We start from the raw sequence: 13323 nt of genomic DNA, 5'->3' as shown, positions 1-13323 counted from the left end.
TCTAATTTTCTATTTACGTCAATTGAAGATCTTTTTTCACTTCATTAATTTTTTCATCCAAAGACTTTAATTTATCTCTGAAATCTGATTCAGAAGTAATTGAGTCTTTTACAGAGATATAAAATTTAATTTTTGGTTCCGTTCCGGAAGGCCTTACACAAACTTTTGTTCCATCCTGCGTATAATAAATCAATACATTCGATTTTGGAATGTCATTCATTACCTGCTTTTCATTTTTAGAAACAACAAAATTTGTTTGCTCTTTGAAATCTTTCACTTCCTCTACTAATGAACCAGCCAGTTCTTTTGGTGGGTTTTCCCGGAAATTTTTCATCATATTCTGAATTTCTTCAGCACCGTCTCTGCCTTTTCTAACAAGATTTACCAATCCTTCATAATACATTCCCAATTCCTGATAGATTTCAATCATGTACTGATACATCGTTCTTCCGTTTGCTTTGCACCAAGCTGCAATTTCACAAGCCAAAAGAATACTTCCGCAAGAATCTTTATCACGTACGAAATCCCCTGTCATGAATCCGAAACTTTCTTCACCACCGCAAATGAATTTTTCCCTGCCCTCAAAATCGCGGATCATTTTTCCGATCCATTTAAATCCTGTAAGGCCTACTTTGCAGTCAACACCGAATTTTTGGGCAATATCATAGAAAATATCAGAAGTTACGATGGTAGAACCTATAAATTCCTTTCCTGTAATTTTTCCCTGCTTTCTCCATTCGTTCAGGATATAATAAGTAAGGATGGTATTGGTCTGGTTTCCATTCAATAACTGAATTTCTCCATCAAGATTTCTTACTGCAATTCCTAACCTGTCACCATCCGGATCTGTTCCGATAACAATATCTGCATTAGTAATTTTCGCTAAATCCATGGCCATTTCCAAAGCGGCCGGTTCTTCGGGATTTGGAGAATCTACCGTCGGGAAATTTCCGCTAGGGATCATTTGCTCCCTGACTAAATCAATTTTTTTGAAACCTGCTTTTTTTAAAGCTTTGGGAACAGTTGTATATGTAGTACCGTGAATGGATGTAAAAACTACGTTTAAATTTTCCCTTCCAATATTTTGGTACATAGAATTTTCAATACAGGCATCAATATAAACATCGTCCTGTTCTTCTCCAATCCATTCGATTAAATCATCATTTCCGTTAAATTTAATTTCATCAAATTTTACAGAATATACTTCATTAATAATCGCTTCATCATGTGGCGGAACAATTTGTGCGCCGTCATTCCAATATACTTTATAGCCGTTATACTCGGGTGGATTGTGAGAAGCTGTCAGCACAATTCCTCCATTACATTTTTTATCACGAACTGTGAAAGACAATTCCGGGGTTGGCCTGTGGTCTTTGAAAAGCAATACTTTAATTCCGTTTGCTGTCAAAACATCAGCTACTAATTTTCCGAATTCTTTTGAATTATTTCTTACATCATAAGCAATTGCCACACTAATTTCTTCTCCTTGAAACTGCTTCAACATATAATTTGCAAGTCCCTGTGTAGCTTGACCTAGCGTATATTTATTTAAACGATTGGTTCCGACACCCATAATTCCACGCATTCCTCCTGTTCCGAACTCCAACTCCCTGTAAAAAGAATCTTCCAAATCAGGCGAATTGCCCTCAATCAAAAGTTGAACAGCATCTCTCGTCTCTTTATCAAATGTTTCACTTAACCAAAGTTTCGCTTTTTCTAATGTTGTCATATTTGTATTTTGTTTCTTTTATAGTTTGTAAAGTTCCAATTTTATTTAATTCTGTCTTTTTAAGGAAGAAGAATGTGTTTGACTATTTTTTTACAGATTCTTCACTACATTTCATCCTGAATGACAAATAGCGTTTTTATCTGCAACCCTTTTAATCTAATTTCTTATTCTCAACCTTCGTTGTTTTATCTATTTTAAACGCTCTGATTGGGTCATTATAATAAACAAACTTTGCAGTATTCTGGATATGCCCTTTCAATGAATCTTTTACATTTACTTCTGCATAATTTCCGTTTTTAGAATCGATATTCAGGTTTTCAATTTTCCAGTAAGGAGCAATCAAACTTGCTGTGTCTGAAACTTTTATAACTGCATTTTTTGTCTGACCTCGAAAATTTGCCTTACTTCGGTTCAGCATTTCGACTTCTGCTCTTCTTGAGTTTATCGATCCCATAAATGTAGCATTATTTTTTAAATTCAGCCTAAAATTGTCAGTCTTAATTTCGCTCGAAATATTCATTTCCACAGAATCAGAAATGGCGACTTTCTCAAGATTATATTTTGAATAAATCGTTACATTATAAAAATCAACACCTTTCGTTCCTCGTTTTTCTTTGATGGAAAGTGTTTTATCTTTTACACCAACATCCAGATTATTGGCAACATTTGGATATGTTTCTATCTCTATAAAATCTTTAGGCCCTTTTGCATAAAATACACGAAACTTTCCGTCTAAATCTAAATTTACAAATTCAGAAACATCTACATCTTTTCTTTCAATATTTCCTTCCGGGGAAACTTTTCCGCATGATACTACCGCTAAAAGTATAAATGTGTAAAATGTATTTTTCATATTTAATTTAAAATATCCTGTATAACATTAAAATTATTATAAGACTTTCTATTCCCATTAAAACATAAAGGATTAATACTCTCCAAAGTAAACCTGGTATTGAGTACAAATTTTTAAAGGCATTCCAATATGTGAGCGCGGGAAAAAGAATAGAAAGACCGAATAATATTTTATCAATAATATTAAAAATCTGTGAGAAAGGTTTCCACAAACCTATCAGACTTACAATATCACTCAACAAAAATATGATTAAAATTCCTAAAAGCCCCACTGTTCCTATGATAAAATGCTCTGCAATATTCAATTTTATTCTTTTAAAAAGAAAATAACCATTTGCTGCCAACATCGGGATGATGACAAACAGTATTATTTTGGAATATTTTGAGAAAAAATCTTTGACATATAAGGTATCTTCTGTAAGGGTTTCCGCCGGAGCAAATTTTTCATAATAATGATAACTAAGCACATTAAAACCAAAAAGAATCAGTAACAATGATATAAAATTGTTGTATCTGATTCTTTTTCCTGAAATATAATCCATTGCCGTTTTTCCGGGCCTGAATAAAATATCTTTTAATGTATTAAAAAATTTACCCTCCACATGCCAGACCGAACCCAGAATATCATTTTTAATGAGTGAATTCGGAGTTATTCTTGCGGTGTCAGATTTTTGTCCGCAATGAGAACAAAACTCACCGGAAATTGTATGACCACAGTTTAAACAACTTTTTTTACTCATACTCAGAAGGCTACATTATATTTATTTTTTTATTTTTCTGTAAAACCAAGTATTTGAATGTTCTGAAACTGATGACAACAACAAATTATATAAATTCCCAAGAACCTTTCAATTTATTTGATTTACAAGAAAATACAATAATTAGTAAAGAGAAAAATACTAAATATTTGCTTAGCTTTATTCTAAATCACTTCATCAATATTATAATTCTTATGCTCTCTATTTGTTCTGATAATCATTTCTCCTAAAAAGCCTGCAATGAAAAGCAAAGTACCCATTATCATCATCGTTAAAGCTATAAAAAACCAAGGATTATTCGTAATTAAATGTCCGTAAATTCCTCTTGCAACATCAATTAATTTTGAAATTCCCAACCAAAGTGCAGAAAGGAAACCAACGATAAACATTAAAGTTCCAACCGCTCCAAAGAAATGCATCGGTCTCCCGCCAAAACGACTTACAAACCAAAGTGTTACTAAATCTAAGAAACCTCTGATAAATCTTTCTGTTCCGAATTTTGAAGTTCCGTAAGGTCTCGCCTGGTGCTGAACCTCTTTTTCCGTAATTCTTCTGAAACCTGCATTTGCAGCCAAAACCGGAATATAACGGTGCATATCTCCATAAACATCAATCGTTTTTACAACCTGTTTTTTATAAGCCTTTAATCCGCAATTGAAATCGTGAAGCTCCACTCCCGAAACTTTTCTTGCCGCAGCGTTGAATAGTTTTGACGGAACATTTTTCGTCATTACATTATCAAAACGCTTCTTTTTCCAGCCCGAAACAATGTCATAATTTTCATTAATAACCATTGAATACAATTCTGGAATTTCTTCCGGAAAATCCTGTAAATCAGCATCCATTGTAATAATTACATCGCCGTTTGTTCTTTCAAACGCCGCATGAAGTGCCTGAGATTTTCCGTAATTTTTGGAAAATTTTATTCCGTGGATTTGAGGATGCTGAACTTTTAAATTTTCAATAATACTCCACGATAAATCTGTACTTCCGTCATCTACAAACCAGATTTCATAAGATAAGTTACTGGATTTGCAAACATTATCAATCCTCGAAAAAAGCTCTTCCAGAGAGGCTTCTTCATTCAATAACGGAATAACTATAGATAAATTCATTTAATTTTTAATAAAAATTATTCTTGGGTTGTCTCTTCGGGCTGAATCGTTTTCGTTCTGAAAAATGCTCCAAAAAACACTGACAAAACTACGTAAAATATAAGAATTGCTGCAAAATATCCTGAAAAATGACTTGCTGTAAGCATATCTTTTCCTTTTATTGCCGCAGGATTGAATCTCTGAAGTCCTTCTTTGTATTTTTCTTCTAGTTCATCAATATCTTTTTGGTGTTTTAAAATCTTTTTGGCAGAAATATATTCTTTATCCAATTCTGATTTTTGTCTTGTTACATATTGATAGTTTAACAGTTTTTTTGCATCCGTATCAACAAAGTTTAAAAACACATAAATACTGAAAACCGACAAAATCCCACCAATAAACATGGGTACAAATGCTCTTTTGAAAGCTTCTCTGAAACTTACCTTGTGATCATTCCAATAAGATTTTACAGACCAAAACGCTGTAAGCGCATATAAAATAGGCAACACAAATGCATTGGTTTTCAATGAAATATCAAAATAATTGATACCCGAAAAAAAAGAATATACTACAAAGAAAACAATCATTGTAGCGATAAAAAGTATAATTCCTAATATAGATGGGCTTTTAGTCATATTTAATTTTTTAGAAAAATTTGAAAAATTATTGGCCTAAATTTCAGCAATTTAGCTTTATCAAAGGATTTTTCAGATTATTTTTCTTTGATTTTATTTTGAAGTTTATAATTTATTCCTACCTTTGCAACGGCAAGTCCTAAACAACCAGCTCCTGAGAATCCTCCAGGGTGGGAACGCAGCAAAGGTAATCGGTCGTAGCGGTGTGATTTAGGTAGCTTGCCATTTTTTATTGGTTTAAGTTGAAGTAAGGTAATTTGAAGATTATCTTTTTTTAGGCCTAAACTTTCCGACATTTCAATTCCAATTTTCAAATTACCTTTACTATTTATTTAAAATTCGAACGTCTCGCCTAATTTCGGTAAAACAAGCTCTACATCTTTATCCGTAAAATGCTTCAATGCACTTTCGTGATTAATTTCAATCGCAGGGAAAGTATCAAAATGACATCCGATAACTTTTGGAGTTTTTAATAGTTCTGCTGCTGCAAAAGCCGCTTTTCTAGGACACATTGTGTAGTGACTGCCGATCGGAAGAATGGATAAGTCTAACTTCCCGTATAATCTTGGAAATAATTCCATATCCGCCATTACTCCTGTATCACCTGCCAAATAAACGTTTTTACCTTCAGGAAGCCTGAAAATATATCCTACGGGAACACCACCGTAGCTTCCGTCAGGGAAAGAGCTTGTGTGGTGAGCCGGAACCATAGAAATTTTAAGATCATCGATTTTTGCCGACCCACCTAAGTTCACATCATCTTTATTTTTTGCATTTTTGAAATATCCGCAGATTTCCGGAACAGCGATAATCGTTGCTTCAGGATGAAACTGCAATACCTCCTCCACATCTGCAATATGATCTCCGTGCGCGTGAGTCAATAAAATATAATCGATTTTCTGAGCTGAAATATCAAACCCTGATTCTGCTTTTTTATAGTTGTAGAAAGGGTCGCATAAAATCGTTTTGCCTTTATAAGTGAACAAGAAACAGTTTTGTCCTAAGTATTGTATTTTCATTTTTAATTTAATTTTGAATGTTATATGTAATTTTCGACAAACATGGAATAAATGCTTCAAAAATACCTTCAATCGGTTTTCTGATAAGCATTTGAACTTCACCGTAAATATTCGAACTCATGATGAACATATTTAGTTAAAAAAATTCAGTCCAATTGCTGTAAGAATTGCCATTACAAAGGTCATAATTCCCACTTGTTTCAAAAATGGATCTAATTCCTTTGGTTCTTTTACGGACATAATGCTTCTTCTTAGTTTAGCTAGAGGAAACAGTAAAATCATTACGATGAAAACATAATAATTCTGAGCCTGAATAAAACCATTTATTCCTAAAAATATAAGTATTAAAACTAAAGGAAGCTGCAACAAAATCATCTCATAAATCATCGCATTTTTGAAACCGATTCTTAAAGCAAAACTATTTTTACCGGATAACTTATCGCTTTCAATGTCTCTCATATTATTAAGATTCAAAACAGCCATACTCATCATTCCGATCGCTGCTCCGGGCAATAACATGTCCCAGCTGAACGATTTTGTAAACAAAAAATAACTTCCGCAAACAGAAACCAATCCAAAAAATACAAACACGAAAAGATCTCCCAATCCCATGTATCCGTAAGGCTTTTTACCAACTGTATACCCTATCGCCGCTAAAATACAAGCCACTCCCAATCCGATGAAAATGTAAAATTCATTCATATATTCCGGAACGAAAGCCACATATAAAAGTGCAATTGTCGCTGCAAAAGATAAAACTGAGAAAAGAATAACTGCATTTCGCATTTGTTTTGCCGTAATTTTTCCGGAAGCAACTGCTCTGGCTTCTGCTTCTGATACTCTTTTGGCATCCGTTCCCTTTACACCGTCTCCGTAATCATTTGCATAATTGGAAAGAACCTGATAGAGCAAAGTCACGATCAATGCCAATGCAAAAATCTTCCAATCCCAAATTCCACCTTCACCATAAAGCCTCCATTTTGCAATGAAAGCTCCCATTATAATTCCGCTTAAAGAAAGCGGCAATGTTCTAAGCCTTGCGGCTTTTATCCAATCTGACATAAATATTTAGATGTTAGATATTAGAAGTCAGAAGTTAAATTTTAAAACTGTGTAAGTCTAATATCTAAATTCTAACCTCTAACTTCTTATGTTATGATATCCATTGATCTTTTCCGAAATCCGGCTTTCTTTTTTCCAGGAATGCATTTCTACCCTCTTTTGCTTCTTCTGTCATATAAGCCAAACGAGTGGCTTCTCCTGCGAAAACCTGCTGGCCAACCATTCCGTCGTCTGTAAGATTCATGGCAAATTTCAGCATTCTGATAGAAGTCGGGGATTTTGCTAAAATTTCCTGAGCCCATTCGTAAGCTGTATTTTCCAATTCATCATGAGGAATAACAGCATTTACCATTCCCATTTCTAAAGCTTCCTGAGCAGAATAATTTCTGCCTAAAAAGAAAATTTCACGAGCTTTTTTCTGTCCAACCATTTTAGCCAAATAAGCAGAACCATAGCCACCATCAAAACTTGTAACATCAGCATCAGTTTGCTTGAAAATTGCGTGTTCTTTACTCGCTAAAGTCAAATCACAAACTACATGAAGAGAATGGCCTCCGCCAACTGCCCATCCCGGAACAACCGCGATAACAACTTTTGGCATAAAGCGAATCAAACGCTGAACTTCCAAAATATTCAAACGATGTCTACCATCTTCACCTACATATCCCTGGTTACCTCTCGCTTTCTGGTCACCCCCACTACAAAAAGCCCAACCACCGTCTTTTGGACTTGGCCCTTCTCCTGAAAGTAACACTACCCCAATTGAAGGATCTTCTGAAGCATCATAAAAAGCATCATATAATTCTGAAGTAGTTTTAGGTCTGAAAGCATTACGAATTTCCGGTCTGTTGAAAGCAATTCTCGCTACACCATTGCATTTTTTATAAGTAATATCCTCGTATTCTTTGACGGTTTTCCACTCGATCATCTTGTAAAAATTTTTCCCAAAGATACGGAATTACAGAGAATTTTACTGTTGATTTTTAAGGATAATAATCGGAAAATTACTGATCATTTAGTCGAAAATTAAATTTACTTTTTAGCCCTCAAAAACTTTTGTTAAGTAGCTAAGAATATTAGAGTTGGTTATCTAAGTTTTAAAAACAGGCTAAAGTGAGCTTCCTAATAATATAAAACCCGAAGCAATTTTTTGCTTCGGGTTTTTATATATATTTATTAATTATTATTTCGCCTTAGCTTGAAGAGCAGCTTCTTTAGCTTTCATTTCAGCAGCTTTTGTTTGATTTTTAGTAAGATTATAAATATCTTTCAGGGTAGAAACAGCATCAATGCTTTCCGGTAAAGCTTTATACCAGCTTTCTGCATATGGTAAAGCTTTTTCAAATCTAGCTTTTCTAGCTTCAATAAGCTTTGTTGCATCATCCGGCTTAGCTTTTCTAAGTGCATTGATTTCCTCTACAGCCTTTGTATCATCACCAATAGTTGTATACACTAAATTTTGGTAAGCATTAGCAAAGTCCGGTTTAAGCTCAATTGCTTTTTTGAATGAAGCTTCCGCATCAGCTGCTGTAGCAGGATCTTTAGATTGTAAAACTCCTAAATTGTACCAGTTTGTAGCATCATTAGGATTTTTAGCTAATTGCTCTTTCAGGTTCTGCATAAATTTTTCTGTGTTACCAGATGCATAAAGCGCAGTTCCCTGAGCTTCTTTAAGCTTTGCATTGTTTGGAAATTTAGCTAAACCTTTTTCAATAAGAGCTACTGCTTCATCATTCTTTTTGGCATTTAGCAATAAAGTTGATAAAGTTTCATATAAATCCGGTTCTACACTTTTAGTCTGCTCAGTTTTAAAATCAGAATAATCTTTTGGAGAAGATTTTTTCAACAATTCCCAGGTCTGCTTGTCATAATTAGCAACTTGCCCTGTCTTAGTATCTTTTGCAGTATAAGTTGTCTGAACACCTGTATAACCAGAATTAATTAAATCTGTATAAATTTTAATCGCAGAATCATTGTCATTAGCCAATGCATAGCTCAATCCAGCATAATACATATACATTTTGTCATCTTGTCCGTTCGCTTTCAGCAAGTCATAAACTTCCATAAACTTAGGAGCCGCACCTGCGTAGTTCTTTGCATTGTATGCATCCATAGCTGCTTTATTAGCACCTTGTAATTTAGCATTTACATCTTCTTTCTGTCCGAAAACAAAAGCTGATGCTACGATAGCTAAACTTAAAATTAGCTTTTTCATAATCACTATTTTATATTTAATTGTACAATTTTATTCTTCCGAATCAGAATTCCCAGTTTCCTCAGTTGGGTTTTGATTTTCCGCTTGAGGTATTTCTGTATTGTTTTCTTGGTTATCAGCTACAGTTTCTGTTATTTCTTCATTTTCTTCAGAATCGTCTTCTACATCTTTATCCATTTCTACTTTTGCGATTGCTGCAATTTCATCATTTTTCTTTAGGTTAATCATTCTTACCCCTTGAGTATTTCTACCCATCACTCTCATCTCATCCATATTCATTCTGATAGCAACACCAGATTTATTGATAATCATCAATCCGTCTTCGTCTGTTACGTTCTGAATAGCGATCAGATTTCCTGTTTTCTCAGTGATATTTAAGGTAATAACTCCTTTTCCTCCTCTGTTGGTAATTCTATAATCTTCGACAGCAGTTCTCTTACCGTATCCTTTTTCAGATACCACAAGAACGGTTTCTTTTTCCACATCGTTCACAACAATCATACCAATTACCTCATCGCTATCTTCCATTGCGATACCACGAACCCCGATAGAACCTCTACCAACTTCTCTTACTTTCTCTTCCGGGAATCTGATACACTTACCGTTTTTCGTAGCAATCATGATCTGAGAAGTTCCGTTTGTTAAATAAGCACCTAACAATTGGTCATTATCTCTAATCTCGATAGCATTAACTCCATTGACTCTCGGTCTAGAATATGCTTCAAGAGACGTTTTCTTAATGGTTCCGTTTTTAGTGACCATTACAACGCTCATTTGATTTACGTATTCAGAATCTTTTAAGTTATTGGTTCTGATATATGCTTTGATTTTATCGTCAGGTTCGATATTAATCAAGTTTTGAACCGCTCTACCTTTTGCTGTTTTAGAGCCTTCAGGAATTTCAAACACTCGTAACCAATAGCATCTTCCTTTTTCTGTGAAGAATAACATATACTGGTGATTCGTCGCAGAAACTATATACTCTAAGAAATCTTCATCTCTTGTTGTTGCCGCTCTGTTTCCTACACCACCTCTGCTTTGGATTTTGTATTCTGAAAGTGAAGTTCTTTTAACATACCCTGCGTGTGAAATGGTAAGAACCACAGATTCATTAGGAATAATATCTTCAATAGACATTTCTCCTCCTGAATAATCAATTTCAGTTCTTCTTTCATCACCATATTTTTCTTTAATTTCAGCCAATTCATCCTTAATGATTTGGAATCTTCTTGGTTCGTTCGCCAGAATATCTTCCAAATTAGCAATTTCTTTCATGATTGCATCATATTCATCACGGATTTTATCAAGCTCCATCCCTGTCAGACGGGCAAGACGTAAGTCAAGAATCGCCTGAGCCTGAATCTCGGAAAGATCAAATTCTGCAATTAACCCTTCTTTTGCAGCCTGAGGATTGGCGCTGTGACGAATGATTGATATTGCTTTATCTAAAGAATCCTGAGTACCAATCACTTTCATGAAACCTTCCAAGATATGAGCTCTTTCTTTAGCTTTTCTAAGCTCGAAATGAGTTCTTCTTACAATTACTTCATGTCTGTGCTCCACAAAATGATGGATGATATCTTTTAAGTTTAATTGTTCCGGTCTGCCATGAACCAATGCAATATTATTAACACTAAAAGATGTCTGAAGTGCAGTATATTTATATAATAAATTTAAAACAACATTAGGAATCGCATCGTTTTTCAGTTCATAAACAATACGTAGACCTTTTCTGTCAGATTCATCTCTGATTTCGTAAATTCCGGGAATCTTATCATCCTTTACAAGCTCGGCAGTTCTGGCAATCATCTCTGCTTTATTTACCTGATAAGGGATTTCTGTCACAATAATAGCGCTTCTGTTACCAATTTCTTCAAAATTGACCTTAGCCCTTAAAACAACTCTGCCTCTACCCGTATGGAAAGCATCCCTTACCCCGTCATATCCATAAATTATACCACCTGTAGGGAAATCCGGAGCGATGATATGCTGCATGAGCTCATCAATTGTAATATCTTTATTATCAATATAGGCAGAAATTGCATTTACAGCTTCTGATAAGTTGTGGGGAGCCATATTTGTAGCCATACCTACTGCGATACCAGATGTTCCGTTTACCAGAAGATTAGGAATTTTTGTAGGCATTACTGTGGGCTCTGTCAAACTATCATCAAAGTTATTCTGGAAGTCTACAGTCTCTTTGTCTAAGTCTGAAAGAATGTCATCAGAGATCTTTTTTAATCTTGCTTCAGTATAACGCATTGCTGCAGGCGGATCCCCATCCATAGATCCAAAGTTACCCTGACCGTCAACTTGTGGATAACGCAAGCTCCACGGCTGTGCCATTCTCACCATTGCATCATATACAGAGGAGTCTCCATGCGGGTGATATTTACCTAAAACATCTCCAACGATTCTAGCAGATTTCAAATATTTTCTATTAGAAAAAACCCCTAATCCATACATACCATACAGCACTCTTCTATGAACGGGTTTCAAGCCATCTCTTACATCCGGTAACGCTCTCGAAACAATAACGGACATCGAATAATCGATATAAGATGACTTCATTTCATCAACAATGTTGATAGGAATCAGTCTTTCTCCTTCTTTTTGCATAAACAATTTTATTATAATGATTTTCAAACCTTTAGCTGTGAGCTTGAAAATTATTTATTTTGTATTTTTATTAACGGGCTAATTTACGAAAAATTTGCCGATTTTTGTGGCAGAATTTATTCAAAAAATCTTAAAAATTCATAAAATATGAGCGTATTAAGTATAACTTTCCACTGTACGAAAAATAATCTCGAAGAATGGGAAAATTATATTGATGAAACATTGGTTTTAATGACAGAAAATCTACTGGATGTCAACAAATATATCCTTTCCGAAGTACATAGCGATTATATTGAAGATGGGAAAAATTATAATCTTCTTTTAATCTTTGACAATGATGATCTTCGTGAGGATTTCATCAAAAGTGAACTCGTCAATATTGCTGAAATTGTCGAGAATAAATTTGGTCAGGAGGTAATGATTTTTAATACTTTCTTAAACCCGAAAAAAACAAGACTTTAGTTAAAAAAAGAAAAGCACTGGAATTATCAGTGCTCTTTTATTTTTTCTCAATTCCATCTGTGATGTCCGCGCCCTCGATGATGTCCATGGCTGTGCCCGTTTCCTCTTTTTTCATAGATATATACTTTTTTTGTATGTCCCGGTGGTCTTCCTCTCCTTCCGTAGTGCTCGTGAACCACACATGAGGTTAACATCAACATTACCGTTGTGACACCAACAACTTTAATCAAACCTTTCATTTTTTCATTTTTACAAATTAAGGATGAAAATAATCAAGGTTAATGCCAAAAATTAAGTACGAAAGTATTGGATTTAGTAAAAAAAAGTTAAAATTCTGAGTTTAAGATACTTTGTTGAAGAGCTAAAGTTTTTTGGCAAATCAATTTATTATCTCACTTCTTTTTTCAAGCATGACAACATCTTTCCATTCTCCATTAAGCTTCCCTAACTTTTTTCTTATACCCACTATTCTAAAGCCATACTTTTGATGAAATTTTATCGAAGTTTCATTTTCAGGAAAGATGTTTGATTGCAAAGTCCAGAATCCGTGATTTTCGCTATCCAAAACCAGCTTTTTAAGTAAAACCGAACCCAATCCTAATCCCTGATGTTTATTATCCAGATAAATACTTACTTCTGCCACTCCTTTGAAACATTCTCTTTTACTAACCGTTTTCAGGGCGCACCAGCCAATAACTTCATTGGCTTCGTTTTCCAAAACCCAGCGGCAATCGTTATAAAACTCCATATTCCAGGCTTCGGCAGTCGGGACTGTAGTTTCAAAAGTTACAATACCACTGTCAATCCCCTGCTGAAATATTTCTAAAACCCTGGTTTCGTCATTGGGAAGCATTTCCCTTAGTTCGTAATTCATTTAT

General features: G+C 34.5%; 13 protein-coding genes and 1 other RNA gene. 2 read left to right on the top strand and 12 right to left on the bottom strand.

What is annotated here, in order from left to right; translation table 11 throughout:
- Nucleotides 1–13: 13 nt before the first annotated feature.
- From ACM39_RS14310 to ACM39_RS14290, 5 genes are all read right to left on the bottom strand, one after another.
- Nucleotides 14–1729, bottom strand: a complete 1716-nt coding sequence (locus ACM39_RS14310) for a phospho-sugar mutase (RefSeq protein ID WP_048511740.1) — start codon at nt 1727–1729, stop codon at nt 14–16.
- A 151-nt stretch (nt 1730–1880) separates the two neighbouring features.
- Nucleotides 1881–2582 carry a GIN domain-containing protein gene (locus ACM39_RS14305; protein WP_048511739.1) on the bottom strand — a complete coding sequence of 234 codons (702 nt, stop codon included), beginning with the start codon at nt 2580–2582 and terminating at the stop codon, nt 1881–1883.
- Nucleotides 2583–2589: 7 nt separating this feature from the next.
- On the bottom strand, nt 2590–3321 hold the full coding sequence (locus ACM39_RS14300; protein ID WP_048511738.1) for a DUF3667 domain-containing protein: 732 nt from the start codon (nt 3319–3321) through the stop codon (nt 2590–2592).
- A gap of 182 nt (nt 3322–3503) precedes the next feature.
- The gene (locus ACM39_RS14295) at nt 3504–4454 is read right to left on the bottom strand and encodes a glycosyltransferase family 2 protein (protein ID WP_048511737.1); all 951 of its coding nucleotides are present in this window, start codon (nt 4452–4454) and stop codon (nt 3504–3506) included.
- 17 nt (nt 4455–4471) lie between these two features.
- Nucleotides 4472–5068 (bottom strand): DUF4199 domain-containing protein, encoded by a 597-nt coding sequence (locus tag ACM39_RS14290; protein ID WP_048511736.1) that lies wholly within the window; start codon nt 5066–5068, stop codon nt 4472–4474.
- A gap of 130 nt (nt 5069–5198) precedes the next feature.
- Here ACM39_RS14290 and ffs point away from each other — a divergent pair.
- An RNA gene (gene ffs / locus ACM39_RS18905) (signal recognition particle sRNA small type) lies at nt 5199–5296 on the top strand.
- Between the two features lie 104 nt (nt 5297–5400).
- Here the strand turns inward: ffs and ACM39_RS14280 are convergent.
- The 5 genes from ACM39_RS14280 to gyrA all read right to left on the bottom strand — a co-directional run bounded on the left by ACM39_RS14280 (nt 5401) and on the right by gyrA (nt 11983).
- Complete coding sequence (locus tag ACM39_RS14280) at nt 5401–6087, bottom strand: metal-dependent hydrolase (protein WP_048511734.1); 687 nt, start codon at nt 6085–6087, stop codon at nt 5401–5403.
- 132 nt (nt 6088–6219) lie between these two features.
- Nucleotides 6220–7149 (bottom strand): 1,4-dihydroxy-2-naphthoate octaprenyltransferase, encoded by a 930-nt coding sequence (gene menA / locus ACM39_RS14275; RefSeq protein WP_048511733.1) that lies wholly within the window; start codon nt 7147–7149, stop codon nt 6220–6222.
- A gap of 91 nt (nt 7150–7240) precedes the next feature.
- On the bottom strand, nt 7241–8077 hold the full coding sequence (locus ACM39_RS14270) for a 1,4-dihydroxy-2-naphthoyl-CoA synthase (RefSeq protein WP_048511732.1): 837 nt from the start codon (nt 8075–8077) through the stop codon (nt 7241–7243).
- Nucleotides 8078–8332: 255 nt separating this feature from the next.
- Nucleotides 8333–9364, bottom strand: a complete 1032-nt coding sequence (locus ACM39_RS14265; protein WP_048511731.1) for a tetratricopeptide repeat protein — start codon at nt 9362–9364, stop codon at nt 8333–8335.
- A 30-nt stretch (nt 9365–9394) separates the two neighbouring features.
- A complete protein-coding gene (gene gyrA / locus ACM39_RS14260) occupies nt 9395–11983 on the bottom strand; it encodes a DNA gyrase subunit A (protein ID WP_048511730.1) in 2589 nt (862 codons plus the stop codon).
- Nucleotides 11984–12130: 147 nt separating this feature from the next.
- Between gyrA and ACM39_RS14255 the strand changes: the two genes are divergently transcribed.
- Complete coding sequence (locus ACM39_RS14255; RefSeq protein WP_048511729.1) at nt 12131–12445, top strand: DUF4286 family protein; 315 nt, start codon at nt 12131–12133, stop codon at nt 12443–12445.
- A gap of 47 nt (nt 12446–12492) precedes the next feature.
- Here ACM39_RS14255 and ACM39_RS14250 read toward each other — a convergent pair whose 3' ends face one another.
- Nucleotides 12493–12684, bottom strand: coding sequence for a hypothetical protein (locus ACM39_RS14250; RefSeq protein WP_048511728.1), 192 nt, complete (start codon nt 12682–12684; stop codon nt 12493–12495).
- A 140-nt stretch (nt 12685–12824) separates the two neighbouring features.
- Nucleotides 12825–13319, bottom strand: coding sequence for a GNAT family N-acetyltransferase (locus ACM39_RS14245; RefSeq protein WP_048511727.1), 495 nt, complete (start codon nt 13317–13319; stop codon nt 12825–12827).
- Between the last annotated feature and the right edge of the window lie 4 nt (nt 13320–13323).

Source organism: Chryseobacterium sp. FH2, from assembly GCF_001045455.1.
Taxonomy (GTDB): domain Bacteria; phylum Bacteroidota; class Bacteroidia; order Flavobacteriales; family Weeksellaceae; genus Chryseobacterium.
The sequence above is the reverse complement of the archived record's forward strand: the minus strand, read 5'-3'. Positions and strand labels throughout refer to the sequence as shown.

Excerpts from the sequence above, each read along its gene's own strand:
- ACM39_RS14310 (WP_048511740.1), bottom strand. The coding sequence starts at position 1,729 with ATGACAACATTAGAAAAAGCGAAACTTTGGTTAAGTGAAACATTTGAT.
- ACM39_RS14305 (WP_048511739.1), bottom strand. The coding sequence starts at position 2,582 with ATGAAAAATACATTTTACACATTTATACTTTTAGCGGTAGTATCATGC.
- ACM39_RS14300 (WP_048511738.1), bottom strand. The coding sequence starts at position 3,321 with ATGAGTAAAAAAAGTTGTTTAAACTGTGGTCATACAATTTCCGGTGAG.
- ACM39_RS14295 (WP_048511737.1), bottom strand. The coding sequence starts at position 4,454 with ATGAATTTATCTATAGTTATTCCGTTATTGAATGAAGAAGCCTCTCTG.
- ACM39_RS14290 (WP_048511736.1), bottom strand. The coding sequence starts at position 5,068 with ATGACTAAAAGCCCATCTATATTAGGAATTATACTTTTTATCGCTACA.
- ACM39_RS14280 (WP_048511734.1), bottom strand. The coding sequence starts at position 6,087 with ATGAAAATACAATACTTAGGACAAAACTGTTTCTTGTTCACTTATAAA.
- menA (WP_048511733.1), bottom strand. The coding sequence starts at position 7,149 with ATGTCAGATTGGATAAAAGCCGCAAGGCTTAGAACATTGCCGCTTTCT.
- ACM39_RS14270 (WP_048511732.1), bottom strand. The coding sequence starts at position 8,077 with ATGATCGAGTGGAAAACCGTCAAAGAATACGAGGATATTACTTATAAA.
- ACM39_RS14265 (WP_048511731.1), bottom strand. The coding sequence starts at position 9,364 with ATGAAAAAGCTAATTTTAAGTTTAGCTATCGTAGCATCAGCTTTTGTT.
- gyrA (WP_048511730.1), bottom strand. The coding sequence starts at position 11,983 with ATGCAAAAAGAAGGAGAAAGACTGATTCCTATCAACATTGTTGATGAA.
- ACM39_RS14255 (WP_048511729.1), top strand. The coding sequence starts at position 12,131 with ATGAGCGTATTAAGTATAACTTTCCACTGTACGAAAAATAATCTCGAA.
- ACM39_RS14250 (WP_048511728.1), bottom strand. The coding sequence starts at position 12,684 with ATGAAAGGTTTGATTAAAGTTGTTGGTGTCACAACGGTAATGTTGATG.
- ACM39_RS14245 (WP_048511727.1), bottom strand. The coding sequence starts at position 13,319 with ATGAATTACGAACTAAGGGAAATGCTTCCCAATGACGAAACCAGGGTT.